This window comes from Flavobacterium gilvum, assembly GCF_001761465.1.
In the GTDB taxonomy this organism is placed as follows: Bacteria; Bacteroidota; Bacteroidia; order Flavobacteriales; family Flavobacteriaceae; genus Flavobacterium; species Flavobacterium gilvum.
Window position 1 is genome coordinate 1,646,140 of sequence record NZ_CP017479.1, and the last position, 23,833, is coordinate 1,669,972.

Sequence of the window (23,833 nt, forward strand, 5' to 3'; positions counted from 1 at the left end):
ATTTCTTGTGAAAAATAGTTTATTAGTACTGTTTGTTTTGTTGGGACAAAGTCAATTAATGACCGCACAAACAAATGTAGAAAAAATCATAACGGGAACAGTACTATCCGATATAGCACAATTGGAAGGAATTAGTGTTGTTAATTGTTCCAATAAAATGATTGCTGTTACTGATAAAAATGGCTGTTTTTCGATTCAGGCAAAATCCGGTGATATATTGGATTTCTCAGGGATTGATTATAAATACCTCCGAAAATATGTGTACAAATTTGAATACAATTCTGGTGTAATGGAGGTAAACATGACAGCTAAAGCAGTGGAATTGGATGAGGTGGTTATCAATAAATATGGAAGCATTAATGCCGAAAGCCTTGGAATAATTCCAAAGGGACAAATCAAACTTACACCACAGGAACGAAGATTGTATTCCAGTAAAGGAATTGTTGATGGAACGTATAGCATACTTTCTGGCGAAAGAAGTTTACTCAAAATGAATCTCGAAGTCGAAAAGAAAGAGTTATTGCTAAAAAAACTCGAATATCTTTTTGGGAATAAATATTATACCAATACTCTGAAAATCCCTGAAGAACTCATTAAAGGATTTCAATATTATTGTGTAGAAGACAATGAGTTTGTTGAGTCTTTGGGTTTAAAGAATAAAACAACAACCATGTTTTTGATGACAAATTTAGCCACAACATATAATCAAAAGCGATTGGGCGAAGAATAAAATCCATTATTCGGTTGTGTTAAAACTACATTTTGAAGATTCTTCCGAATAAAGGTGATTGAAGTATTGTTTTTTCTTCAATATATTGTAAATCAGTTTTTTTAATGAAAATTATAACAAAAATAACATCAAGATTTATCATTAGGATAGAAATAAAGTTGTAAATTTAATAGACAATTTTGGTGTTCCATGGAAACCGAAATGTTTTTTAAAAATGATAATCTTTATTTGAATACAAAATGAAAATAATAACAGGAATTTTGATTTTGTTTTTGGGCTGCCAGCTTAGCTTCGGTCAGGTCTTGGTGCGAAAAGCATTGCACGGAATAGTTGTGAATGATTCAACAGCTGTAGAAAATGGTTTGGTTTTCAATATAAATGCAAAAACGGGAGCTCTTATAAGTAACAAAGGGTATTTTAGTATTTTGGCTAAGGTAAATGATACTTTGGTTTTTTCCAGTTTAGGATTTAAGACCAAAAAAATAGTGCTTTCGCAAACGGATGTTAATTCTTCTTTTTTTAGATTGAAATTGGATGCTGTGGCCAATCAGTTGTTGTCAGTGTTGGTGTATGCCAAACATGGTCCTCATCCTGAATTTGGGAATACTCAAAGAATTGTTGACACTCAATATTATGATGATTTACAGTCTTCTCCAGATAATATTTTAATGATGCCGACAGGCACAGGCGATCCCAACAATATGGATTGTATTCGTGTGTTTAATATGGTTTTCAAAAATTTACTTAAAAACAATCCAGATAAAGCAGATTTGGTTTCGGATGTTGGCTTTACTACAGTTGCTATGAATCATCTCAATTATTCTTTTTTTACCGATAAATTAAAGTTGAAAGATGATCAGGTTGGGCTCTTTTTGTTATTTTGTGAAAACGACCCAAAATCTAAAACCTTTGTAAATACTTCAAGTCAGGAATTTGAAATCATGGATTTTTTGATTACAAAAAATAATGAGTTCAGAAATATTGCTACTTTTGAAAAATGAAAAAAAGATTAGTTTTTGCTCTTTTATTGTTTCTTTCGGTTTCATTGAGCAGTTTTGGTGTGCATAAATTTTATATGGGTATTTACCAGATTAATTATTCGCCCGAAAAAAAGATGCTTCAGGTTACTTCACGAATATTTGTTGATGATCTCAATAAAGCATTAGAAAAAAAATACAACAAAAAGTTTTTTATTGGTTCAGATAAAGAAACATTAGGATCAGTCGAGCTTTTAAAAAAATACCTCGTAGAAAATTTCTCCATTAAAGTAAACGGACAATCAAAAACTATGAATTTCTTAAGCAAAGAAATGGATGCTGATGTATTGATATGTTATTCGAATGTGAAGGATATTTCCAAAATTAATTCCCTTGAAATTTCTAATTCTGTTTTGATAGATTGTTTTAGTGAACAGCAAAATATTGTTCATGTAACAGTATTTGGAACTAAAAAAAGTTTGCTTTTTACAGAGACTTCAATGAGAGAAGTGTTAAAATATTGACGGAAAAGAACAATTATGTTTAAAATTGTTATTTTCACCGCCTAAAATAATTTTGAACACTTATTCATGAGAAAAACGTTACTCTTATTTATTATTCCAACCATTTTATTGGCACAAGAAAAAGCAGTTACCCCAACTGTAAAGCAACCAGGGAAATATGATACCAATAAATTTAGCCAAATGTATGATTTATTGGCAACTCCCAATATGTTTCGTACAGCGGCTGGAGCTCCAGGTCCTGCATACTATCAGCAACAGGCAGACTATAAAATTGATGTGGAACTGGATGATAAAAATGCAAAATTAAGCGGTTCTGAAACGATTACGTATTATAACAATTCACCAGATAATTTAGAGTATTTATGGGTGCAGTTGGACCAAAACCAAGCTGCCAAAAACTCTCAGACACCATTGGCAGAAAATGAAAAAATAGAGACTGTTTTGTCTGTGAATAAATTTGCAAATGAGTATTTGAAAGCGGGATTGGATCGTGGTTTTAAAATTGAATATGTAAAAGATGTAAAAGGAAATCCGTTGTCTTATACCATCAATCAAACGATGATGCGAATTAATTTGGCTACGCCAATGAAGCCCGGAACCACTATGTCTTTTTCAATAAAATGGTGGTATAATATCAATAATTATCAGCAGGATGGAGGTCGTTCCGGTTATGAATTATTCGAAAAAGACGGAAACAAGTTGTATGTTATTGCTCAGTTTTATCCAAGAATGGCGGTTTATAATGATGTCGAAGGCTGGCAAAACATGCAATTTTGGGGTGGTGGAGAATTTGCATTACCGTTTGGGAATTTTGATGTAAATATCACGGTTCCTGCAGATCACGTTGTGGATGCTACAGGTGAATTGATGAACAGAGCCGAAGTGTTTACCCCAGAACAAGTAAAAAGATATCAATTGGCTCAAAAATCATTTGATAAACCGGTAGTTATCGTAACTCAGTCTGAAGCAGAAGCTGCCGAAAAAGGATTTTCTGATAAAAAGAAAACATGGAAATTCAGTGCTAAGAATGTTAGAGATTTTGGAATAGCCACTTCGAGAAAATTTATTTATGATGCTATGGCGGTTCAATTGGCTGGGAAAGTTGTCATGGCAGAATCGGTTTATCCAAAAGAGGCCAATCCGCTTTGGGGAGAAACATCAACAAAGACTGTTGCTCACACGATAAAAAGTTATTCTTCGCACACTTTTGATTATCCTTATCCAAAAGCGGTTTCTGTTTCAGCTGAAGATCAGGGAATGGAGTATCCTATGATTTGCTGGAATTTTGGTCGTCCCGATGAGAATGGAGTAACAAGCGAACAAATTAAAAACGGAATGATAGGAGTGGTGATTCACGAGGTTGGACATAACTTTTTTCCGATGATTGTGAATTCTGATGAGCGACAATGGACTTGGATGGACGAAGGATTAAATTCGTTTATGGAATATATGGCAGAGCAGGAGTTAAGTCCAAACTTTCCTTCTAGGCGAGGTCCTGCAAAGAATATCGTTCCGTATATGAGTGGTGACCAAAAATTTTTGGAACCAATTATGTCCAATTCCGAAAATATAATTCAGTTTGGAAATAATGCTTATGGAAAACCAGCTACAGGTCTTAATATTCTTAGAGAAACAATTATGGGGCGTGAGTTGTTTGATTATGCCTTCAAAATTTATGCTGATAGATGGAAATTCAAGCACCCTACTCCTGAAGATTTTTTCAGAACGATGGAGGATGCTTCAGCAGTCGATTTGGATTGGTTTTTTAGAGGTTGGTTTTACTCTACAGACTTTGTGGATATTGGTATTAATGATGTAAAACAATATTTTGTAACTGAAAATCCAACCGCAGCACTAAAAGATGCTAAAGTAAAAAAAGGACGTTTTGGAGTAGAAAAAGGACCTTTTGTATATTTAGTTGCTGGAGATAATCCAGAATTGAATCCTGCTTCGAAAAAACCGTTACAAATTGAAGAAGTGAGTTCACTTTCGGAATATGTAAACTTAAAGCTTACTGCAGAAGATAAGGCTTCCTTGAAAAAACCAAAATACTTTTATGAAGTAGAATTCAATAAACCGGGTGGAATGCCAATGCCTATAATTGTTCAGATTACGTATGAAGACGGAACAATGGATAATTATAAATATCCAGCTCAAATTTGGAGACAAAATAATGAAACGGCAAAGAAAGTATACGCTACTACAAAAGCCATTAAGCAAATTCAAATCGATCCAAAACTTGAAACCGCAGATATTGATGTAACTAACAATACTTGGCCAAAAGTAGAAACGAAATCAAAGTTTGATTAACCAAAAGGTGCTAAGTTATTAAGATGCTGAGTTGCTAAGATTTTAAAGGGAGAAAAAAGCCTTTGAGTCTTAGTTGTTCAGCATCTTTTTTTATGACTTTTTTTTAATCACAAAGTTTTTAATTTTAATATCTTTGCCCATTAAATCACAGAAATTATGTTTGGAATAGGAGGCGGTGAATTAGTTTTTATCATGTTTATCGTATTGATGCTTTTCGGATCTGATAAAGTACCAGAAATTGCAAGAACTATGGGTAAAGCGATGGCACAGCTTAAAAACGCAACCAACGATATCAAAAGCGAAATACAGAAAGGAGCAGAAGCAAATGGTTTTGATCAAAAAACTTTGGATGATTTAACAGGTGGTATTAATTCTGAAATCGACAAGGTAAAGAATAATCTTTTGGGAGACACTTCTGGTACATTAAATGGAATTACCGATACGTTCAATACTGAAGTTAATAAAACAAAAGACAGCGTCTTAAGCGGTACTACAAATCCCGATGGGACTAGCGTTTTAGATGATATTTCCGGACCTATTAAGAGACAAATGTAATGCTAGAAAAGTTACTATCTCTAGATACTCAGCTATTTATTTATCTTAATGGTTTAGGTTCAGACACCTATGATGGTTTTTGGCTTATTGTAACCAAACAAGTTAATTGGATTCCGTTTTTTTTATTGTTATTATATTTTATTTATAAAAAAATAGGGATTAAACAAACGGGTTATTTGTTGCTTTTTGTTGCTTTTTTGGTGTTGACAACAGATCAAATCACCAATGTTTTTAAATATACCGTGCAAAGGGTTAGGCCTTGTAATAATCCAGAAATCAACTCTATTATCAGGGTTGTTCAAGTTCGAAATTCATTTAGTTTTTTCTCTGGGCATGCTGCCAATACTATGGCAGTAGCTACTTTCTTGTACCTTATTTTTAAAAGACAGTTCAAATATTTAGGATTACTGTTTCTTTGGCCTCTAATTTTTGCTTATAGCCGAATTTATTTAGGCTTGCATTATCCATTAGACATTCTTTGTGGGTATTTTTTCGGATTTATGATGGGATTTTTTGTGTACAAAGGGTATCAGTGGGCGAAAAAAACAGGAAAGATTTAAGAAAAGATTGCTGATTTTTGATTAACGATTTTTGATTAACGATTTTTGATTTCAGATGTAATAAACATCGTAAAATAGACAATCTAATATTTCGTAACATCAAATCTGAAATCAAAAATCGTTAATCCTCAATCTAAAATCTTAAAGAACCCTACTTACAGTCAAACCATCGCGAATGGGGAGTAAAACCGTTTCTACTCTTGGGTCGTTTTTAAGAAGCTTGTTGTATTCTACCAAAATTTGGGTGCTAATGTCTTTAGGGTTTATAGGTTCGAGTACCTTGCCACTCCAAAGTACATTATCGGATAAAATAATGCCACCTTTATTCATTTTGGGAAGAATAATTTCGAAATAATTCAAATAATTTTCTTTATCAGCATCTATGAAAACCAAATCAAATTTTAATTCAAGATTAGGAATAATGTCAATGGCTTCTCCAAGATGTTGCACAATTTGTTTGCCCCATGGTGATTTATCAAAATATTTGCGCTGAAAATCTACCAATTCTTCCTTGATGTCAATGGTGTGCAATTGTCCGTTTTCCTGCATTCCTTCGCACAAACACAAAGCTGAATAGCCTGTATAAGTCCCAATTTCTAAAATATTTACAGGGCGTATCAATTTGGACAACATACTCAAAACACGTCCCTGAAAATGACCGCTGAGCATTCTTGGTAACAAAATTTTTTGATAGGTTTCCTTGTTTAATGCCGCTAGTAATTCTGGTTCTTTTTCAGAATGTTGTTCAATATAATCTTCTAAATCTTGGGAAATGAAATGCATTTGTGACTTCTTAAAATTTGCCACAAAGTTATTCATTTAACTTTTAAAAAAAAGGAAGTATTGTTTGATTTATGTTAGCACTGAATACTGACAGACTTTATTTAAAATTAAAATTAGGGAATCGGGCCAAGGACATATTTATAATTTGAATAGCACGAAATGAATCACAAATTCATCTTTTACTTTTATGATACCTCCCATTTTTGTTGGTGGTTCAAGCGCAATATCCGAAAATTTTACTGCTACAGTTCCGTCTAGCGATTCTTTATTGTTTTTCAGCGTTAGATTTTGATAGGATAGCGTTTTGTCGGTTATGCGAAAATTCAAGCTGCATTTATAATTGGTTCCAAAAGGTTTTATATTACTGATGGTTACTGTGCTTTTTGGGAATTTTGTTGCCTTAACTGTTGTTTTAAGGTCTTTGTTCATGATTCTGTTTCCACACTCAAAATTAGTCATCGAAATTTCTGATTTCAAACTGTTTCTGGTATTTGAATCCAAAAAAATAGTATCCCTGTACGAGAGGGAGTTTGCGCAATTGTATTTTCCGACGGTTGAATTTCCAAGAATTTCGATTTCCAGTCGGTCAATAATGATAGTATTGGGGTTTATTATTGTTGAAATGGGCTTAGCATTTCCCAGTAAAAAGGAAAATGCCAAGCCCATAACTATAAGTGCTACTTTTTGTTTCATAAATTAGAAAGTGATGGCTGCCTCAAACATAAGTCCGTTGAAACTACCGCCATATAAGTCATTTAAACTATTTCCGCTAAATTGGCTGTATTTGGAATAGTTTTGGTTTGTATAGGCTAATTTAGCAATAATGTTTTTGGTCATGAACCAACCTGCACTAGTTTCGAAACGTTCTACGTCAACTTTTTGTGGTGCTCCAGAAAGTTCGCCCGAAACGATATTGTATCTTGCTCCCACATAGAATTGATTAGTAGGACCAAATCTGTAAACTAAATCAGCAGCATATTGATCTACGCTTCGAGAGTCATCAGTACCTTTTTTATCCCCACCGCTTGTGAATTCTAAGGTTCCAAAGAATTCAAGTCCTTTGTATTTGATAAAAGGATTAATCATAAATGCGGTGTACCAGTTGGCGTATCCTGGACTGAATCTACCTGTGGTTGCGTTTGCAGCTGGGTCAAAGTTGTTTGCTTGAACATTGTCACCGCCAGGAGCATTTCCGTTGGAATCATAGGTGTAAGCTTGGTGTGACATTACACCAAAATAGCGGCTACCCGCTCTATCCGAGCCCCATGGGTTTGCACTCATGTTGGCGTTGTGGTTGTATGACCCAGTGATTCTCACCCTTAAATCTTGATTTAATTGCTTGTCATAACCCAATTTAGCCAAAATAGTTGGACTCACTGTTGTGTTTGGATCCGGAGCCGTTGGAGTTGCAGCAGATGGTACGAATTCAGCTACTCCTTGGTTTAGTTTTCCATTGGTGATACCAACCATACTAACCAAACCATCTCTGTTATAATACACTTCCATTCCCATTTCTGTTTCAAAAGAATCCATGATGTTGGCTTCGATGAATGGATTCAAAAGTGCATTACCATTGTCGGTTCTTCTAAAGTGTGAGTCACCATAGTTGTTCTCCATCTGTCCAATTTTGATGGTGGTGTATTTCATGATGTCTTCCATGAAACCTTTTTTGATGAAGTCTAATTTGTCAATTTGCAAATAACCTCCTTTTACCCATGTTTCATTATGGTGTCTTGAAGAAAGATAAATATCCAAATTAACGCGTACTCCATCAGCCAACTGCGCGCCTAATGTAAAGTTGGCAGCTGGTAAGTTGAAATTATTTCCCAGATTGTTTAGTCTGTATCCAGTTGTTCCGGCGGCTCCGTAGATAGTTGCTCCATTAGGTAGGGTATATGCACCTTCTTTTTGGTCATTAAAAGAATTTAATCCTTGAAATTGCATGGCAAAAGCACCTCCTACATCGACACTTAATCCATCAAATGGCACATCATCTTTTTTAACGTCAAAGACATTTAATCCTTCTTTGCTTCTTGGAATCATGTTTTGCATCTTTCCAAAAGATACCTGAGCATCAGCGTATGTTAGAGAAAGGATTCCGGCTATTATAAAAATCGATTTTTTCATGGCTTTTATTTAAAGTTAATGTTGAATTTTACTGTTAAATCTTCTCCTGTTTTTATTGTGCCCAACATTGCAGTTGGGGATTTCATACCAAACTCTTTGAATGTTATTTTATTTGATCCCTGCAGATTGACAACGTTATTGGCAACAGCTGTTTTTACCTGTGTTTTCAATACTTTTGATGCGCCGGCGATAGTAAAAGTACCAGTTAAGTTCCAAGTCGTTTCATTCACTTTTTCTGCAGATTTTAAAACATATTTGATGTTTTTGTTTTCTTTTGTTTTCAAAGCTTCATAAGCAACTTTGTCCATGTTTTTTTTCTCGCTTTTTATTGTTTCAGCGGGAAGGGTAATATCAATACTGGTAATTTCTGTCAACTTTCCATTAGCAACCGTCAAATTTGCTTTACCGGTACCAGACGCTGATTTCATTGTCCAATCATGCAGTGTTGAAGTGCCTGCCACCGAAAAATTTGATTTAGCGTCTAATGTGTAGTCTTTTTGCGCATTTGCTGATAGTACAAGTGCGAATAACGCCAATGCTGTGGTAATTTTTTTGATAATTGTTTTCATGACTTTTTTGTATAGATTAGTTAGTAATTCTGCTCGAAATAAGAGTTTTATTTTTTTAATCGATTGGTCTTTAAAACTTAAAATTAGCTTGGGGCAATAATGTATGAACTGATGATTATTGTAAATATAATAAAAATCTTGTTAAAACAACAAAAATATTTTTTAATAATCTTTTTTTGTCTGAATATCAGCTTTAACGATTTTTTATTGAAAATAATATTTTACTTATTTAAAAATAAAATAAAAATAATAGTGCCGTAAATTGTTTATTGTGTATTAAAACTTAATTATGCTTGATTTTTGGGGCTTCGCGACATAATCTTACTTAGTTCTTTTTTTTGAAAAAAAAATTAAAATTCTTTTTTGTAATCAGATTTCATTGTGTTTAATCGATTCTGGAACTATGTTTTCGGGCTTGTGTTAAAACAAATTTAGTAAAACAAATTTTAAAAAAAAAAGCATTCGGTTAATTTAGTTGCTTGTTTTCTATTGTTTTAACAAAAATGTGTTTTTTATGGAGGCTTTTTTAAAGAAAAGGTTGTGTTATTGTTAGGGTTTCTTTAATGTTTTTTTTCTTTTAAAAAAGAATAATTAAAAGCGTAAAATTTTATTTTTTGATTGTAGAAAGCGGAATGGATTTTTGAATTTAATCCAATATTGTCAAGCTGTAAGCATCCCTCAAAGAAAAGGATTTAGTTTGTGTCTAATACGGATTCTGAGTTTAAAGGAAGAAGCTTTTACAGTGATATGCAAAAAAAAACTTAATCAAAACCCATTTGGCCTTAATTAAGTATTGAAGAAATTTATAAACAAGGTAAATTTATTGCTTATGAAGGGTGAAATGAATTACGAAATCATCTTTTACCTTTATGATGCCTCCCATCTTGGTTGGTGGTTCTAATGCTATTTCAGAAAAAGTGACTGCCACGCTTCCTTCAAGAGATTCTTTATTGTTCTTTAGAACCATATTTTGATAGGACAGCGTTTTATCTGTTATTCTAAAGTTTAAACTGCATTTGTAATTTGTCCCAAAAGGTTTGATATTGGTAATGGTTACCGTGCTTTTTGGGAATTTTGTTGCCTTAACTGTTGTTTTAAGGTCTTTGTCCATAATTCTGTTACCACAATCAAAATTGCTCATTGAAATTTCCGATTTCAAACTATTTTTTACGTTTGAATTTAAATAAATAGTGTCTCTATAAGCAAGGGAATTGGAACAACTGTATTTGCCAATTGTTGAATTTCCTAAAATTTCGATTTCAAGTTTGTCAATGATGATGGTGTTTGGGTCAATTAATGAAGAAATGGGTTTAGCACTTCCCAATGTAAAGAGAAGTACTAAACCCAAAATCATTAAAGAAAATCTTTGATTCATTTATATTAGAAAGCAATTACAGCTTCAAACATTAATCCTTTGAATTGTCCTCCGTAGTTATCATTTAATACTCCAGCAGATACTTGAGAGAAGTCTTTGTATGTTTGGTCAACATAAGCAAGTTTTGCCAAAATGTTTTTAGTCATAAACCAACCAGCAGAAGTTTCCAATCTGTTGATGCTTGCGTTAACATCTTTAGTTTCTAATTCTCCAGTAACAGTTCCGTAACGAGCTCCTAAATAGAATTGCTCAGTTTGTCCGAATCTGTAAACTACATCTCCTACGAATTGGTTAACGCTTTTAGATTGCGAACGGTCTGTTTTGCTTGCTCCACCTGTAGTTGTTTCAATAGTACCAAAGAATTCCAATCCTTTGTATTTTACAAATGGGTTAAACATAAAAGCTGTGTAATATTGAGAATAACCAGGTTGGTATCTTCCTGTAGTAAAAGTTGATTCACCTTGAGTTCCTGCTACTAACGCATTTCCAGCTACTGGTTGTCCACCAAATGTATATGCATTGTGAGCCATTACACCATAGTAACGAGAACCACCTCTGTCAGAAGACCAAGGGTTTGAACTCATGTTGGCATTGTGATTGTATGATCCTGTAAGTCTAACTCTCAAATCTTTGTTTAGTTGTTTGTCATATCCAAATTTAGCCAAGATAGTTGGAGAAACGTTAGGGTCTGTTTCCTGTACAGATTGGTTCAATTTACCGTTAGTAACTCCTAACATGCTAACCCATCCGTTTCTGTTATAGTATACTTCCATTCCCATATCAGTTTGGAAAGAGTCCATGATGTTACCTTCAATGAAAGGATTTAATAACGCTTGTCCGTTATCAGTTCTTCTGAAGTGAGCATCACCATAGTTGTTCTCCATTTGACCAATTTTGATGGTAGTATATTTCATTACATCAGCCAAGAAGTCTTTTTTGATGAAGTCTAACTTGTCGATTTGTAAGTATCCACCTTTAACCCATGTTTCATTGTGGTGTCTTGCAGCAAGATATAAGTCTAGGTTTACTCGAACCCCATCAGCCAACTGAGCACCGATAACCATGTTTGCTGCAGGTAGATTGAATTGGTTTTCCAAATTGGTTAATCTATAACCAGAATATGCTTTACCACCTACTGTTCCAGAACTTGCCTGATCATTGAAAGAGTTGAATGCCTGAAATTGCATTGCGAATGCGCCACCTACTTCAACGCTAAGTCCCTTGAATTCTTTATCATCTTTTTGTACGTCAAAAACGTTGATTCCGTCTTTACCTCTGGAAATTTGATTTTGCATGTTTCCAAATGTTACTTGTGCATTTGCAGCGGCCATTGATAATAGCCCGGCTGCTAAGAGATATATTCTTCTCATTTTTATTGTATTAAATTGGTTAAATATTAAATTTATTTTGGTGTTTAATTAAAATTCAAATTGAATTTGATGGTTAAGTCTTCGCCAGTTTTGATGGCTCCAAACATGGCAGTTGGTGATTTCATGCCAAATTCAGTAAAGGTTATTTTGTTTGATCCTTGTAATGTTACAGTTCCGTTTGCGGCTACTGTAGATTTAACTTGTGTTTTGAATACTTTTGAAACACCTGCGATTGTATAAGTTCCTGTAAGATTCCAAGTTGTTTCATTTACTTTTTCAGCATCTTTTAAAACATATTTTATGTTTTTGAATTTGTCTGTTTTCAAAGTTTCGTATGCTACTTTGTCCATGCTTTTTTTCTCGCTTTTGATGCTTTCTGCAGGAAGAGTGATATCGATACTGTTGATGTCTACCAATTTTGAATTGGTTACTGTTAAGTTTGCGGTACCAGTTTTTGAAGCCGATTTCATTTCCCAGTCGTGCATTGTCGATGTGCCATTTACACTGAAGCTCGTTTTGTCGTCTAAATTGTATGCCTTCTGTGCATTTACTGATACTGATACTACTAATACCAATAAGGCGATAATTGTTTTAATTTTTGATTTCATAACTTTTTTTTAAAAAATTAATTTTTGTTTCGATGTTAATCTTGGTAAAATGATTTTGTTAATTTTTGGTTAAAGCCTTTTACTAATCTTAACTGAGACAAAATTAGAATGGAAATCAAAATAGGAATATGATAAAAATCATGTATAATGAAGCGTGAAAATTGTAGTTTAATCAAAAAAAGGGTTTGGTTTTTAACTATATCGTTTTCTTTAAGCTGGTTGCAAAAAGAGGTTTAAGAGGTTGAATTTTTTATTTATCTGATTATGTGAGACTTTGAGTATTTTTTTGGTTGTTAATATAAAAGACAAAAATGTCTTTTGTTAAAAAAATAATTTGGTATTTTTTTTTAACTTTTTTTTTAATTTTAACTTTTGCGTGTATTAAATTTCTTCCAAAGTTTTCTTGGCTAATCAGGATGTGTGTAATTTTAACATTGTTGATTCCTCCCGTGACTATTTTTGGATAACAAAGCGAAGTTTTCAGAATAAAACTTTGGGGTACTTTATGATTTAGTGCAAACCAGGGAAAAGATAGAAATGAAGTCGTTTTTGTATTTCATTTGTTTAAAATTTTCTTATACAAAGTACAATTCGACAAATTGTCATTAAATTTGCCCCATGCAAATTGAGAAAAAAGACATACGGGCATTATCCAAAGACCAATTGAGGGACTTTTTTATAAACAACGGAGATAAAGCTTTCCGTGGTAATCAGGTTTATGAATGGTTATGGAGTAAAGGGGCGCACAGTTTTGATGATATGACTAATGTTGCCAAAAATACTCGCGCCATGCTGGAAGATCATTTTGTGATTAATCATATCAAAGTTGATACTATGCAGCGAAGTGAAGACGGAACCGTAAAGAATGCGGTTAGGCTTCATGATGGATTGGTGGTCGAGAGTGTCTTGATTCCTACCCAAACCCGTACAACCGCTTGTGTTTCGAGTCAGGTGGGATGTAGTTTGGACTGTAATTTTTGCGCAACTGCTCGTTTGAAGCGAATGCGTAACTTGGAACCTGCAGAAATTTATGATCAGGTTATTTCTATTGATAAGGAAAGTCGATTGTATTATAACCATCCTTTGTCTAACATTGTTTTTATGGGAATGGGTGAGCCACTCATGAATTATAATAATGTGATGAAAGCCATCGGAATGATAACTTCTGATGAAGGTTTGGGGATGTCTCCAAAACGCATTACGGTTTCGACTTCGGGAATCCCAAAGATGATAAAAAAAATGGCTGATGATGAAGTGAAATTCAAACTGGCGGTTTCTTTACATTCTGCAATAGACAGTATTCGTTCTCGTATAATGCCTTTCAGTCAAAATTTTCCTTTGGTCGAATTGCGCGAAGCGTTGGAATATTGGTACCGAAAAACAAAAAGCAAAGTTTCCTACGAATATGTAGTCTGGAAAGGAATTAATGATGATAAGGCATCGATAGATGCGCTGGTTAAATTTTGCAAATATGTTCCCTGCAAAGTAAATCTGATTGAATATAACCCAATAGACGACGGAGAGTTTCAACAAGCTTCGGAAGAATCGATAAATGCTTATATAAAAGCGCTTGAAAATACTGGAATTGTAGTGAAGGTACGAAGAAGTCGAGGTAAAGACATTGATGCCGCCTGCGGACAATTGGCCAATAAAGAGGCTTGATCAGTAACTAAAAAAAAGAATTTTTTTTACCATTAAGATATTAAGAAAATTAAGTTTTTTTTAGCCTTAATGAAGCTTAATATCTTAATGGTTTAAGAGAGAAATATTTTATTTTTTTAATTCTATTGTTGTCGTAACGCCATTAGTTGTTACAGTTGCAAGATTGTCGCATTGGCCAGTTCCATAATCGATTAATGTTTCGACGCCGTTATTGACTTTTAAAACAGTACCGGAAACAGGGATTGCTCTTTTGCACGCCATTTCATAGCGCAACGGAGTTTTAATAGTGCAAGACCAAGAGCCACCGGTAGAAAGAGTTGTGGTATGATTTCCTGTTACAAGGAAAACTCTGCCTTCCCAATCGTCATCGTCATCACCGTCATGATTGGTGTCACCGCTTATCATTTCTTTTGTTTGGGTTCCTGTTCTGGTGTAAACGGTTCCGTTTTCAAAAGTTATGGTCAAATCAATACTTTGTGTAAATACAGGATGTATTGGGGTGTACAAATCAGTAGTTTTAATGGTTTTGATAATTGTTTTACTACCTTGGATTTTGATTCCGTTATGATAAAAATTATCAAAGCTATAGGTGATTGTTTTTTCGGGTGTCATGAAATTACCAGAAAAGGAAAGAGTGATTTTTCCTTTCAGCACATTTCCGTTTTGAAGTGTACATCCTTCAGTACCAAAATCAATTGAACCGGTAAAGGTTCCGTTGGTGTAGGTCCAAGCAGTAACGGCACAGGCAGGCAAAAAGCTACTGTGAGTGGCTTCGGTTCCTCTGGCAGTACTGGTTTGTTTTAATGAAAATTGGTCTTCAGCAATATTAGAAACGTCATTAATAGAAGCATCAATTCTGGAGTCGGCAAGTATCTGGCTGTTTGCTGTAGTAAGAGCTGCTGTATCAGTAGTAGTATTGTCTGTAGAATTACAACTGATAAAAAAGAGAATCACAATGAAAGAAGCAATCAAAAAAAACTTTGTTTTCATAATTTGATAGGTTTTAGGGTTACTTTTAAAATGGATATTTATTAAAAAAATTATTTAAAAACTACAGGGGGCAACAAAGGGGTAATCTTGATAATTTCAAATCAAGCCTTTAAACATATTGACTCGAAATGTTTGCGTTTTAGTTAGGGAGTAAACTGTAAAACACTATTTTTATAAAGTTATAATCATACTTAGAATCTTTTTATAAGAATGTTTATATTGCATAAAAGAATTAAAGATACAAATTGCCGTTTTTTAAAATTTTACGGTAATTTAATCATAGTTGCATATATTGATAAACGTATTTTTATTTAAAATAGTATATTTGGCATCTAAATGAACATTACTACACAAATAAAGCAGCCAATAGTTTACGAGATGGAACTTTTTGAAAAAAAGTTCTACGAATCTATGTCTTCCAAAGTGGCGCTTTTAAACCGTATCACCTATTATATCGTCAATAGAAAAGGCAAACAAATGAGACCGATGTTTGTTTTTCTGATGGCAAAAATGGTGTCTAAAGGTGAAGTAAACGAAAGAACGTATAGAGGTGCCTGCGTTATTGAATTAATTCATACTGCAACATTGGTTCATGACGACGTGGTGGACGACAGTAATCGCCGTAGAGGTTTTTTCTCGATTAATGCGCTTTGGAAAAACAAAATCGCCGTTTTGGTAGGAGATTATTTGTTGTCCAAAGGTTTGTTGCTATCTATTGATCATGGTGATTTTGATTTGTTAAAAATCATTTCGGTAGCAGTTAGAGAAATGAGCGAAGGGGAATTACTCCAAATAGAAAAAGCCCGAAGACTCGACATTACGGAGGATGTTTATTATGATATTATCCGAAAAAAGACCGCTACTCTTATCGCCGCTTGTTGTGCCCTTGGTGCAAGATCGGTTGTGGAAGACGAAGTAGAGGTAGAAAAGATGAGAAAATTTGGTGAACTCATCGGGATGGCTTTTCAGATTAAAGACGATTTATTCGATTATTCCGAAGAAGCAATTGGAAAACCTACCGGAATCGATATCAAAGAACAAAAAATGACTTTGCCTTTAATTCATGTCCTTAATAATTGTACCGACAAAGAAAAAAGCTGGCTCATCAATTCGATAAAAAACCATAATAAAGACAAAAAAAGAGTCAAAGAGGTTATTGCTTTTGTAAAAAACAATAATGGATTGGCTTACGCCGAAAATAAAATGGTGGAATTTCAGCAAGAAGCACTTCAATTACTGAACCATTACCCAGAATCCGACTATAAAGCGGCGCTTATTTTGATGGTGAACTACGTTATCGAAAGAAAGAAGTAATTTTTTTTAAAATTATTATCTTTTCTTACCACTTGATTTTATTGACTTCCCAGTTTCCGAACTATAAATTTTGATTATTTTTTAAAGTTAAGGCAACCTTTTTACCTCAAGAATCGTCTATGATAATAGAAACACTTTAAAAATTTGAAAGTAATCAATTTAAATCAAAGAGAAATCGAACTTATTAGTTTGGCTGTCAAAAACGATAGGCAGGCGCAGCAAAAACTATTCAATCAGTTCTCTCCAAAAATGCTAAGTGTTTGTCGACAATATATAAAAGACATTCACCTGGCCGAAGATGTAATGATTACTGCTTTTATGAAAGTGTTTGTTAATTTAAAAAAATTTGAACACAAGGGTAGTTTTGAAGGTTGGATTCGAAGGATTATGGTCAATGAATGCATCTCTTTTATTCGAGTCGAAAAAAAATTAAAGTATATCGAGGATGAAACCTATTTTGAAGAAAGTTTCAATAATAGTGAAAGTCAATTTTCTTTAGAAGATATTCAATTTTTGATTGACAGCTTGCCAGATGGTTATCGATTGATTTTCAATTTATATGCAATCGAAGGATATAAGCATCAAGAAATAGCAACGATGCTAGGGATAAGTGAAGGGACATCGAAATCGCAATTGTCGCATGCTCGAAAAATGTTGCAAGAGCAGATTAATAAGTTAAAAATTTACAATAATGGAACTGAATAAATGGGAAAAGGAATTCAAAGAACAGCTGAATTCACGGGAAATTAGTCCATCTGAAAACTCTTGGACAAAATTGGATGCAATGCTTACTGTATCCGAAAAACCAAAAACTAAATTTCATTGGATGTATATCGCGGCAAGTTTGATTGGATTTTTATTGATTGGAACTATTTATTTCAATCAAAAAGAGAATGCAATTGTAATAGAGAAAAATGAAGTGGTCATTCAAAAAAGAATTGAGAAAAAAAACAATGAAGAACCTTTAATTACAAATTCAAACAATATAGAAAATGCAACAGCTGTCTTTGCCTCAAAAAATACAGGAAAAGCCTATGGTGTACCAGAATTAGAAAAAGAAATAATAATAGCTAAAGATAGTTCGAGTCAAAATCAAGAAGTAGTTTCAGTCAATAATCAAATAGAAAAATCAGAATCAATTCAATCAGAAACCAACACCGTTACTGTTGATGAACTGTTCGCCAGATTGGATAAATCGGCAAGGATAGACAATAAGTCTTATTCAGATTCAGAAGTGCACGTCGATGCGAATTATTTGTTATTGCAAGTTGATAACGATTTGGAGCCGACTTTCCGTCAAAAAGTATTTACTAAAATAGTGGATAATTTTAAGGCTGTAAAAGAAGCAGTTGTTAATAAAAACAAAGAATAAAATCATCAATTACATTTTAAAACAAATAATTATGAGAAACTTTACTGTTTACTTAGTGCTATTGCTATGTCTTTTTGTGAATAGAATAACTGCGCAAGAAACCTTTGATCAAGCTTCAGCAAAATATTCTGCTAAATACCATCAAATAAGGCTAGAGGAAGAAAAAACATTTGCGGAAGGAATAAATAAGTTAAAAATTCAACGTAGAGAAGGGATTATTTTTAAGCAAGAATTCAAAGAGCAGAAAATAGTTTTGGAAAAGAAGAAGATAGCAAATATAAAAGAGAGAGATAATGAAAATATAAAAGAATTAAGAAAGAAATTTCCTGAGTTGTGGGCAAAAAGTTTTGTAGATAGGGCGACTCAAATTTCGATTGGAATTAAAAGTGATGTCCGTGAGGAAAAAGATTCGTTAAAAATTGAAATTGAAGCTGTGGATAAGCAATTAATGGAAGGTGTAATTACAAAAGCGCAAGCCGAAGAACAGAAGCAGAAGTTAGCAAATGCTAGAGCAAAAGCTATTGAAGAAAAAGTAAAAGTTAGAAAAGAAGCTTTGAATAAATTGGTTCAGGATGACATTGATAACCTCTTGCCTAATCCATATGAGAATGATGGATTAAGTTTGACATTATTTGGGAATAACATATCTCAAAAAACTAAAACTGGAGATATTGACCCAAGAACGAATATTGATTTCCCTGCAATGAAAGCCTATCATGGGCAAAAAGATAAAGATAGAAAGGAAAACAGAAGGACTTCTTCTCAGTTGGTATTTGCTTTAGGTGTTAATAATGTTATAACAGATGGTGCAGTCGCCAATTCAGATTTTAAATATTGGCAATCTCACTTTTACGAATGGGGTCTTACATTTAATAGTAGAATTATTTCTAATTATAACTTATTGCATTTTAAGTATGGATTATCATTAATGTATAATAATTTACGACCAACGGATAATCGTGTTTTTGAAGTAAATGGTGATCAAACGGATCTAGTGGTTAGTCCAATTGATTTAGAAGAATCCCGTTTTAGAAATGTAAATTTTGTAGCACCATTGCATTTGGAGTTTGATTTTACAAAGCCAAAAATCAAAAATGATAAAACTTATTTTAAATCGCATAACAGCTTTAGATTGGGAGTAGGAGGGTATTTTGGTTTTAACGTGAAGTCGAAACAAAAGCTTTGTTTTGATGATGTTAGTGGGAGGAATGATGTGAGACAAATAACGAAAGGTTCTTTTAATGTAAATGATTTTATTTATGGATTAAGTACTTATGTAAGTTACAAAGCGACTGGTTTGTATTTGAAATACGATTTGAATCCGTTGTTCAAAGACAATGTGGTGAAACAAAACAATGTTTCGCTAGGACTTCGTTTTGATTTTAATTAAAGTTGAGAATAGAATATACTTAAAAAGAATGCTATCATTTTAAAAATCAATAAAATTGTAATTATGAAAAAAATCTTACTATTTCTCATTGGTGTTTTGACCTGTTCTTTTGTTTTTTCGCAAGACGGAAAACTGTATTTAAAAAACTCAAAATTCAAATCAGGACGAGAAAACACCTATGTTTACGAACCTCCTAAAGAGTTGCTTGTTCCTGAAAAAGTGATAGTGCAGATCGCGTATGTTCCATCAAAAAACATGAAATTTATAATGGATAAAGTGGGAGATAAGTATGAATTCAATATGAAATTACCAGATTCGACAGCTTTTTTTATGGCTTCTGTTTTGGATAAAAAAATGAAATTGGTTGACAATAACAACAACAAAGCCTATACTGTTTTCTTGAAAAGCAAGTCGTCAAAAAACAAGCAGGAAATAGAACTTTCAAGATTAGGATTGGTGTCCAAAAGTGCACAACTGCTAAAAATGGATATTCCTGCCGAAAAAATGATTTCGGATTATGAAGCATTTTTTAATTTGAATCCAAAGCTAAAAAGCAATGAGACCTATACCCGTTATTTGTTTTTGCTCCATAATAGTGATCCAAAAAAAGCAGAACCTTTACTATTGGAATGTGTCGAAAAATTAATCAAAAAAGGAGATGAAAGTAGTTTTGAAGATGCAATTTCAATATACAGTCGCCTTAAAATGAAAGAGAAATATAAAGAAACAAAAGAGCTTGCTATAGTTAAGTACCCGAAAGGAATGCATGCAAAAGAGAAATTTGGTGATGCCTTTTCGGAAAAATGGGAAAAAGAAGGTTTCGGAGTAGAAGCACTAATAAAATTTGTAGAGGATTACAAGAAAAATTATACCAATGAAGCGAATAAGGATTTGGACGAAAGAATGTTGAACTCCGCTTACGTTCAAATCTTAAACCATTATGCACGAGTTAGCGACACCACAAAACTTGAAGCATATAGCAAGTTGCATACAAACAAAGCCGAATTGTCAAATTTTTATAACAATGTGGCTCGCAATTTGGTTGGGAAAGAATTGTCAAGTGAATCTAAAAATCTTGATTATGCTACTTATTTGTCTAGGAAATCAATTGACATTATCAATGAAAGAATTAAAAACTTGAAGTATGGCGAACTCGAAAGTGATTTTGATAATTACAAAACCAATAATTTAGCAACCTACGCTCAGATAAAATTTAAACTTGGAAAAAATAACGAAGCTGTCGATTTGATGAATCAAATTGCAGAAAAAAGAGATTTGTATCCAGCAGAAAAAGAAAAATATGCTGTTTACTTGGAAAAGTCACAAGGTTCTGAAGTTGCTAAAAATTATCTCGAAAAAGAATTGATAGCAGGGCTCGGCTCTAAAGTGATGATGAAACAATTAGAGGAAATTTATAAAAAACTAAATATTCCCGAAAATGAATTTGTTAAGATAAAAAGGGAAGCTGTAAAATTAGTATCAGAAAAATCAAAAATTGATTTCACTAAAAAATACGGAGATTTCAAAGGAATTGATTTTGCATTGACTAATTTAGAAGGCAAAAAAGTACAATTGTCGGAATTGAAAGGGAAAGTTGTTGTTTTGGATTTTTGGGCAACCTGGTGCGGACCTTGTCGCGTGTCTTTTCCATACATGCAAAAAATGGTCGAAAAATACAAAGGTAAGCCTGTTGAGTTTCTGTTCATTAATACCGGAGAAAACTCAATCCCTACAGAAACGGTACAAATTGCCTCTAAATTCATAACTGAAAAGAAATACGATTTCAATGTGTTATTCGATTTTGAAAAAGAAGTGAGTAAGAAATATCAAATTAAAGGAATCCCAACAAAAATAATTATAGGTAAAGAAGGAAATATTGTATCAGATAGTTTTTCGGATGGGAATATGGATCTTTTGATTGACGAGCAAATTAAATGAAAAAAGACAGGAGTAAAAATATCAGTTAACTAATAAATGAAAAGCCGCTATACTCTAACAACCAACAACCATGAAACAACCATTTTTTTTACTCTTACTGATATTAGTAGCATATAGCGTGTTTTCACAAAAATCAATAGAGAATCCAGATTATGGTTTGAGTACTATTCCGGGGAGTTTAACTAAAATTGAATTCACGGCAGAATCCACTATACTTCATTTCCATATTCAATACCAACCGGGGCAATGGATTTCGGTTCCTAAAGAATCGTATATCCAGGATGTGAATGGCGGTGAAAAAAAATTTGTCTCTAAAACCGAAGGTATTCCATTGGGCGAAAAATACATTATTCCAGAGAGCGGGGAGGTCAACTATCAATTGTACTTCCCAAAATTAGGCAGTTCCATAAACAAAATAGATTTTGGCGAGGCAAATGAAGGCGCGAGTTGGTCAGTCTATGATATTGTGATAAATGAACAAGAAGGAGAATTTCTTATGCCAAAAGAATTGCGTGGCAATTGGTTTCAAACTAATGGAAGCAACCAATGGGATTACGGGTTTTATGCCTCAAATGCTATTGTAGATAAAGCAATTTGGAATTACAAAACGGTCAAAAAAGACAAAAATGAATATACAATAGTTCTCGAGCGTAACGGAATCCAAAAAACTTTGTATGCTCAAATAGTCAAAAAAGGTCAGACAAACTTTGGTTTCAATAAACTTAAAATGCAGAGCTACAGCACAACAAAAATTGAAAACCCAAACTATAAATTAGCCAATGACAAACCATATGTATCAGGTGCTATTTTTAAATCAGACATGGCTACCTATTCAGGAGTAATCAAAGGATATACACCAAGAGTAGGAAGAAAAACAGGAACAATATATGTAAATAACGTTTTTACAGGAAATCAAGATTCTTATTTGGTCAAAATTGCAGATGATGGTAGCTTTTCTGTAAAGTTCCCAATAAACCATCCTCAATCTGTATTATTGAATTATGCAGGAACCTATACTTCAGTTTTTGTTGAACCTGGAAAAAAAATTTTCCAACTTATAGATAATGAAAATGGGCTGTTTATGGGCGATTGTGTCAGAGTAAACACAGATTTAAAAGCATTGGAAAAAATACAATCTTACGAAGATTACAGAAAACTGACAGAAAATATTTTAGAAACGAGTCCTAAAGACTTTAAAGAAGCTTGTTTGGCAATAAAAAACAAACAAACAGAAGCTTTGAAAGTCTTAGTCCAAAAACAATTGATAAGCCAGAAAGCATTTCAGATAAAAAAGTTGGATATTGAATTTAGAGCTTTGACGGAAATATTGAGCTATGAAATGAATCGAGAAGATGCTCAAAGAAATGAATCTTCAAAAGTCAGCCAAAACAAAAATCGATCAGAACAAGTTTTTAAATTGGATAAGTCTTACTATGATTTTATCACCCAATCAATCTTAAACGATGAAACTGATGTACTAGCAAGAGATTATGATCTTTTTATAAATAGATTAAGCCGTGCCAATAGTATTTTTAAAGGTAATCCGTTTAGTCCCGGGGATGTTAGAGAATTACAGGAAATAAACCGTAAAACATATGATTTTCTTAAAGCGAATAACAGTAAAATTCAAGATTTCAAGAAAAACCACAAAGAGGTTTATGATAAGTTGTACAAAGAAAAGTTGGAAAATGAGGTGACCGTTGTTGGCGATTTGGCAAGCGAATTAATGGCTCAAGGTATTGTTTTAACTACTGAAGAAAAGGAATTGCTAGCAAGTTATAAATTGGCCGAATTGATAAAAGTAGAGTTGCAACTTCAAAAACATTTTACTGATAAATATGGTAAAAAGCAAGAGCCATATTATGAAAAGTACAATACAAATATTCAAGAATTTGAAGATGAAAGAAATTTTAATGAGCTAAACAGTAAACTAAAGGAAGTTTTTGGTATAAATGAAGCATTTGTATATGATGTTATTACATTGCAAGACAACGCAGGGGGGATAGAAAAAAATTTTGCTCCTTATACCGACAATCGATTAAAATGGGTTCAAGGAAAAATTAAGCATCCTTTTTTATCCAATTATATTGTTTCCGAAAACAATAGGGTTATATCAAAGATAGCTGCCAATAAAAAACAATCTGGTTTTACAGTTAATGCAGTCAAGGAAACAGAAGGTGATGAAATTTTTGAATCAATGATTTCCAAGTTTAAAGGAAAAGTGATCTATGTCGATTTTTGGGCTACATGGTGCGGTCCTTGTATGTTGGGAATAAAAAATATTGCGTCTTTAAAAGAAGAAATGAAAAATGAGGATGTGGTTTTTTTGTATATAACAGACCAAACTTCTCCCGAAAAAACTTGGAATAATATCATCCCAAATATAAAAGGAGAACATTATAGGGTTTCTCAAGATGAATGGAACTTTTTAACTCAGAAGTTTAATATTTCAGGAATTCCACATTATGTGCTTGTAAATAAAAAGAATGAAATTGTAAACCCAAACTTGGAACATAATGCAAATGAAACTTTGAAGAAAATATTGGAGGAACAACTGAAATAATGTTTCAAAAAAAAACTTAGAAAATTTTTCAAAACCCTTCAGAGTTTCAAACTCTGAAGGGTTAATATTTTCAAAAACTTAGTAACTTAGCGACTTAGAAACTTAGCAACTTAAAA

General features: G+C 33.1%; 21 protein-coding genes. 13 read left to right on the forward strand and 8 right to left on the reverse strand.

Features of this window, described 5'->3' with window-relative positions; genetic code table 11:
- The first annotated feature begins 7 nt into the window (after positions 1–7).
- The 6 genes from EM308_RS06880 to EM308_RS06905 all read left to right on the forward strand — a co-directional run bounded on the left by EM308_RS06880 (position 8) and on the right by EM308_RS06905 (position 5,656).
- Positions 8–730 carry a carboxypeptidase-like regulatory domain-containing protein gene (locus EM308_RS06880; protein WP_070261805.1) on the forward strand — a complete coding sequence of 241 codons (723 nt, stop codon included), beginning with the start codon at positions 8–10 and terminating at the stop codon, positions 728–730.
- Between the two features lie 239 nt (positions 731–969).
- Positions 970–1,731 (forward strand): peptidase associated/transthyretin-like domain-containing protein, encoded by a 762-nt coding sequence (locus EM308_RS06885; RefSeq protein WP_035635427.1) that lies wholly within the window; start codon positions 970–972, stop codon positions 1,729–1,731.
- Complete coding sequence (locus EM308_RS06890; RefSeq protein WP_035635429.1) at positions 1,728–2,231, forward strand: DUF6702 family protein; 504 nt, start codon at positions 1,728–1,730, stop codon at positions 2,229–2,231. Before EM308_RS06885 ends, EM308_RS06890 begins: the two co-directional genes overlap by 4 nt.
- Positions 2,232–2,297: 66 nt before the next feature.
- Positions 2,298–4,541, forward strand: a complete 2,244-nt coding sequence (locus tag EM308_RS06895) for a M1 family metallopeptidase (RefSeq protein WP_035635431.1) — start codon at positions 2,298–2,300, stop codon at positions 4,539–4,541.
- 156 nt (positions 4,542–4,697) lie between these two features.
- Positions 4,698–5,096 carry a Sec-independent protein translocase subunit TatA/TatB gene (locus EM308_RS06900; RefSeq protein WP_035635433.1) on the forward strand — a complete coding sequence of 133 codons (399 nt, stop codon included), beginning with the start codon at positions 4,698–4,700 and terminating at the stop codon, positions 5,094–5,096.
- Positions 5,096–5,656 (forward strand): phosphatase PAP2 family protein, encoded by a 561-nt coding sequence (locus tag EM308_RS06905; protein ID WP_035635436.1) that lies wholly within the window; start codon positions 5,096–5,098, stop codon positions 5,654–5,656. Before EM308_RS06900 ends, EM308_RS06905 begins: the two co-directional genes overlap by 1 nt.
- Positions 5,657–5,797: 141 nt before the next feature.
- Here EM308_RS06905 and EM308_RS06910 read toward each other — a convergent pair whose 3' ends face one another.
- From EM308_RS06910 to EM308_RS06940, 7 genes are all read right to left on the reverse strand, one after another.
- Positions 5,798–6,439, reverse strand: coding sequence for an O-methyltransferase (locus EM308_RS06910; protein ID WP_035635438.1), 642 nt, complete (start codon positions 6,437–6,439; stop codon positions 5,798–5,800).
- Between the two features lie 138 nt (positions 6,440–6,577).
- Positions 6,578–7,132, reverse strand: coding sequence for a hypothetical protein (locus EM308_RS06915; protein WP_035635440.1), 555 nt, complete (start codon positions 7,130–7,132; stop codon positions 6,578–6,580).
- A 3-nt stretch (positions 7,133–7,135) separates the two neighbouring features.
- Positions 7,136–8,566 (reverse strand): hypothetical protein, encoded by a 1,431-nt coding sequence (locus tag EM308_RS06920; RefSeq protein WP_035635443.1) that lies wholly within the window; start codon positions 8,564–8,566, stop codon positions 7,136–7,138.
- Between the two features lie 5 nt (positions 8,567–8,571).
- The gene (locus EM308_RS06925) at positions 8,572–9,135 is read right to left on the reverse strand and encodes a YceI family protein (protein ID WP_035635446.1); all 564 of its coding nucleotides are present in this window, start codon (positions 9,133–9,135) and stop codon (positions 8,572–8,574) included.
- A gap of 820 nt (positions 9,136–9,955) precedes the next feature.
- The gene (locus tag EM308_RS06930) at positions 9,956–10,510 is read right to left on the reverse strand and encodes a YceI family protein (RefSeq protein WP_070261806.1); all 555 of its coding nucleotides are present in this window, start codon (positions 10,508–10,510) and stop codon (positions 9,956–9,958) included.
- Between the two features lie 5 nt (positions 10,511–10,515).
- A complete protein-coding gene (locus EM308_RS06935; RefSeq protein ID WP_035636722.1) occupies positions 10,516–11,880 on the reverse strand; it encodes a hypothetical protein in 1,365 nt (454 codons plus the stop codon).
- A gap of 44 nt (positions 11,881–11,924) precedes the next feature.
- On the reverse strand, positions 11,925–12,488 hold the full coding sequence (locus EM308_RS06940) for a YceI family protein (RefSeq protein WP_035636725.1): 564 nt from the start codon (positions 12,486–12,488) through the stop codon (positions 11,925–11,927).
- Positions 12,489–13,106: 618 nt separating this feature from the next.
- On the opposite strand from EM308_RS06940, the gene rlmN reads away from it, so the two are divergent.
- A complete protein-coding gene (rlmN, locus tag EM308_RS06945; RefSeq protein WP_035636726.1) occupies positions 13,107–14,150 on the forward strand; it encodes a 23S rRNA (adenine(2503)-C(2))-methyltransferase RlmN in 1,044 nt (347 codons plus the stop codon).
- A gap of 108 nt (positions 14,151–14,258) precedes the next feature.
- On the opposite strand, the gene EM308_RS06950 is transcribed toward rlmN, so the two are convergent.
- Positions 14,259–15,140 (reverse strand): hypothetical protein, encoded by an 882-nt coding sequence (locus EM308_RS06950; protein ID WP_035636728.1) that lies wholly within the window; start codon positions 15,138–15,140, stop codon positions 14,259–14,261.
- A 336-nt stretch (positions 15,141–15,476) separates the two neighbouring features.
- On the opposite strand from EM308_RS06950, the gene EM308_RS06955 reads away from it, so the two are divergent.
- From EM308_RS06955 to EM308_RS06980, 6 genes are all read left to right on the forward strand, one after another.
- Positions 15,477–16,454, forward strand: a complete 978-nt coding sequence (locus tag EM308_RS06955) for a polyprenyl synthetase family protein (protein WP_035636730.1) — start codon at positions 15,477–15,479, stop codon at positions 16,452–16,454.
- Positions 16,455–16,598: 144 nt separating this feature from the next.
- Positions 16,599–17,159, forward strand: coding sequence for an RNA polymerase sigma factor (locus EM308_RS06960; protein ID WP_035636732.1), 561 nt, complete (start codon positions 16,599–16,601; stop codon positions 17,157–17,159).
- Positions 17,146–17,826, forward strand: a complete 681-nt coding sequence (locus tag EM308_RS06965) for a hypothetical protein (protein WP_035636734.1) — start codon at positions 17,146–17,148, stop codon at positions 17,824–17,826. The genes EM308_RS06960 and EM308_RS06965 overlap by 14 nt, the downstream gene beginning before the upstream one ends.
- A 31-nt stretch (positions 17,827–17,857) precedes the next feature.
- Positions 17,858–19,216, forward strand: a complete 1,359-nt coding sequence (locus tag EM308_RS06970) for a porin family protein (protein ID WP_156101342.1) — start codon at positions 17,858–17,860, stop codon at positions 19,214–19,216.
- Between the two features lie 63 nt (positions 19,217–19,279).
- Positions 19,280–21,154, forward strand: a complete 1,875-nt coding sequence (locus tag EM308_RS06975; protein WP_051877761.1) for a TlpA disulfide reductase family protein — start codon at positions 19,280–19,282, stop codon at positions 21,152–21,154.
- A 70-nt stretch (positions 21,155–21,224) separates the two neighbouring features.
- The gene (locus tag EM308_RS06980) at positions 21,225–23,717 is read left to right on the forward strand and encodes a TlpA family protein disulfide reductase (protein ID WP_081907257.1); all 2,493 of its coding nucleotides are present in this window, start codon (positions 21,225–21,227) and stop codon (positions 23,715–23,717) included.
- The last annotated feature ends 116 nt before the right edge of the window (positions 23,718–23,833 follow it).

What these genes read in the sequence shown, in the direction of transcription:
- EM308_RS06965 (WP_035636734.1), top strand. Translation starts at nt 17,146, where the DNA reads ATGGAACTGAATAAATGGGAAAAGGAATTCAAAGAACAGCTGAATTCA.
- EM308_RS06905 (WP_035635436.1), top strand. Translation starts at nt 5,096, where the DNA reads ATGCTAGAAAAGTTACTATCTCTAGATACTCAGCTATTTATTTATCTT.
- EM308_RS06975 (WP_051877761.1), top strand. Translation starts at nt 19,280, where the DNA reads ATGAAAAAAATCTTACTATTTCTCATTGGTGTTTTGACCTGTTCTTTT.
- EM308_RS06940 (WP_035636725.1), bottom strand. Translation starts at nt 12,488, where the DNA reads ATGAAATCAAAAATTAAAACAATTATCGCCTTATTGGTATTAGTAGTA.
- EM308_RS06955 (WP_035636730.1), top strand. Translation starts at nt 15,477, where the DNA reads ATGAACATTACTACACAAATAAAGCAGCCAATAGTTTACGAGATGGAA.
- EM308_RS06890 (WP_035635429.1), top strand. Translation starts at nt 1,728, where the DNA reads ATGAAAAAAAGATTAGTTTTTGCTCTTTTATTGTTTCTTTCGGTTTCA.
- EM308_RS06970 (WP_156101342.1), top strand. Translation starts at nt 17,858, where the DNA reads ATGAGAAACTTTACTGTTTACTTAGTGCTATTGCTATGTCTTTTTGTG.
- EM308_RS06930 (WP_070261806.1), bottom strand. Translation starts at nt 10,510, where the DNA reads ATGAATCAAAGATTTTCTTTAATGATTTTGGGTTTAGTACTTCTCTTT.
- rlmN (WP_035636726.1), top strand. Translation starts at nt 13,107, where the DNA reads ATGCAAATTGAGAAAAAAGACATACGGGCATTATCCAAAGACCAATTG.
- EM308_RS06980 (WP_081907257.1), top strand. Translation starts at nt 21,225, where the DNA reads ATGAAACAACCATTTTTTTTACTCTTACTGATATTAGTAGCATATAGC.
- EM308_RS06900 (WP_035635433.1), top strand. Translation starts at nt 4,698, where the DNA reads ATGTTTGGAATAGGAGGCGGTGAATTAGTTTTTATCATGTTTATCGTA.
- EM308_RS06885 (WP_035635427.1), top strand. Translation starts at nt 970, where the DNA reads ATGAAAATAATAACAGGAATTTTGATTTTGTTTTTGGGCTGCCAGCTT.
- EM308_RS06935 (WP_035636722.1), bottom strand. Translation starts at nt 11,880, where the DNA reads ATGAGAAGAATATATCTCTTAGCAGCCGGGCTATTATCAATGGCCGCT.
- EM308_RS06895 (WP_035635431.1), top strand. Translation starts at nt 2,298, where the DNA reads ATGAGAAAAACGTTACTCTTATTTATTATTCCAACCATTTTATTGGCA.
- EM308_RS06910 (WP_035635438.1), bottom strand. Translation starts at nt 6,439, where the DNA reads ATGCATTTCATTTCCCAAGATTTAGAAGATTATATTGAACAACATTCT.
- EM308_RS06920 (WP_035635443.1), bottom strand. Translation starts at nt 8,566, where the DNA reads ATGAAAAAATCGATTTTTATAATAGCCGGAATCCTTTCTCTAACATAC.
- EM308_RS06950 (WP_035636728.1), bottom strand. Translation starts at nt 15,140, where the DNA reads ATGAAAACAAAGTTTTTTTTGATTGCTTCTTTCATTGTGATTCTCTTT.
- EM308_RS06915 (WP_035635440.1), bottom strand. Translation starts at nt 7,132, where the DNA reads ATGAAACAAAAAGTAGCACTTATAGTTATGGGCTTGGCATTTTCCTTT.
- EM308_RS06925 (WP_035635446.1), bottom strand. Translation starts at nt 9,135, where the DNA reads ATGAAAACAATTATCAAAAAAATTACCACAGCATTGGCGTTATTCGCA.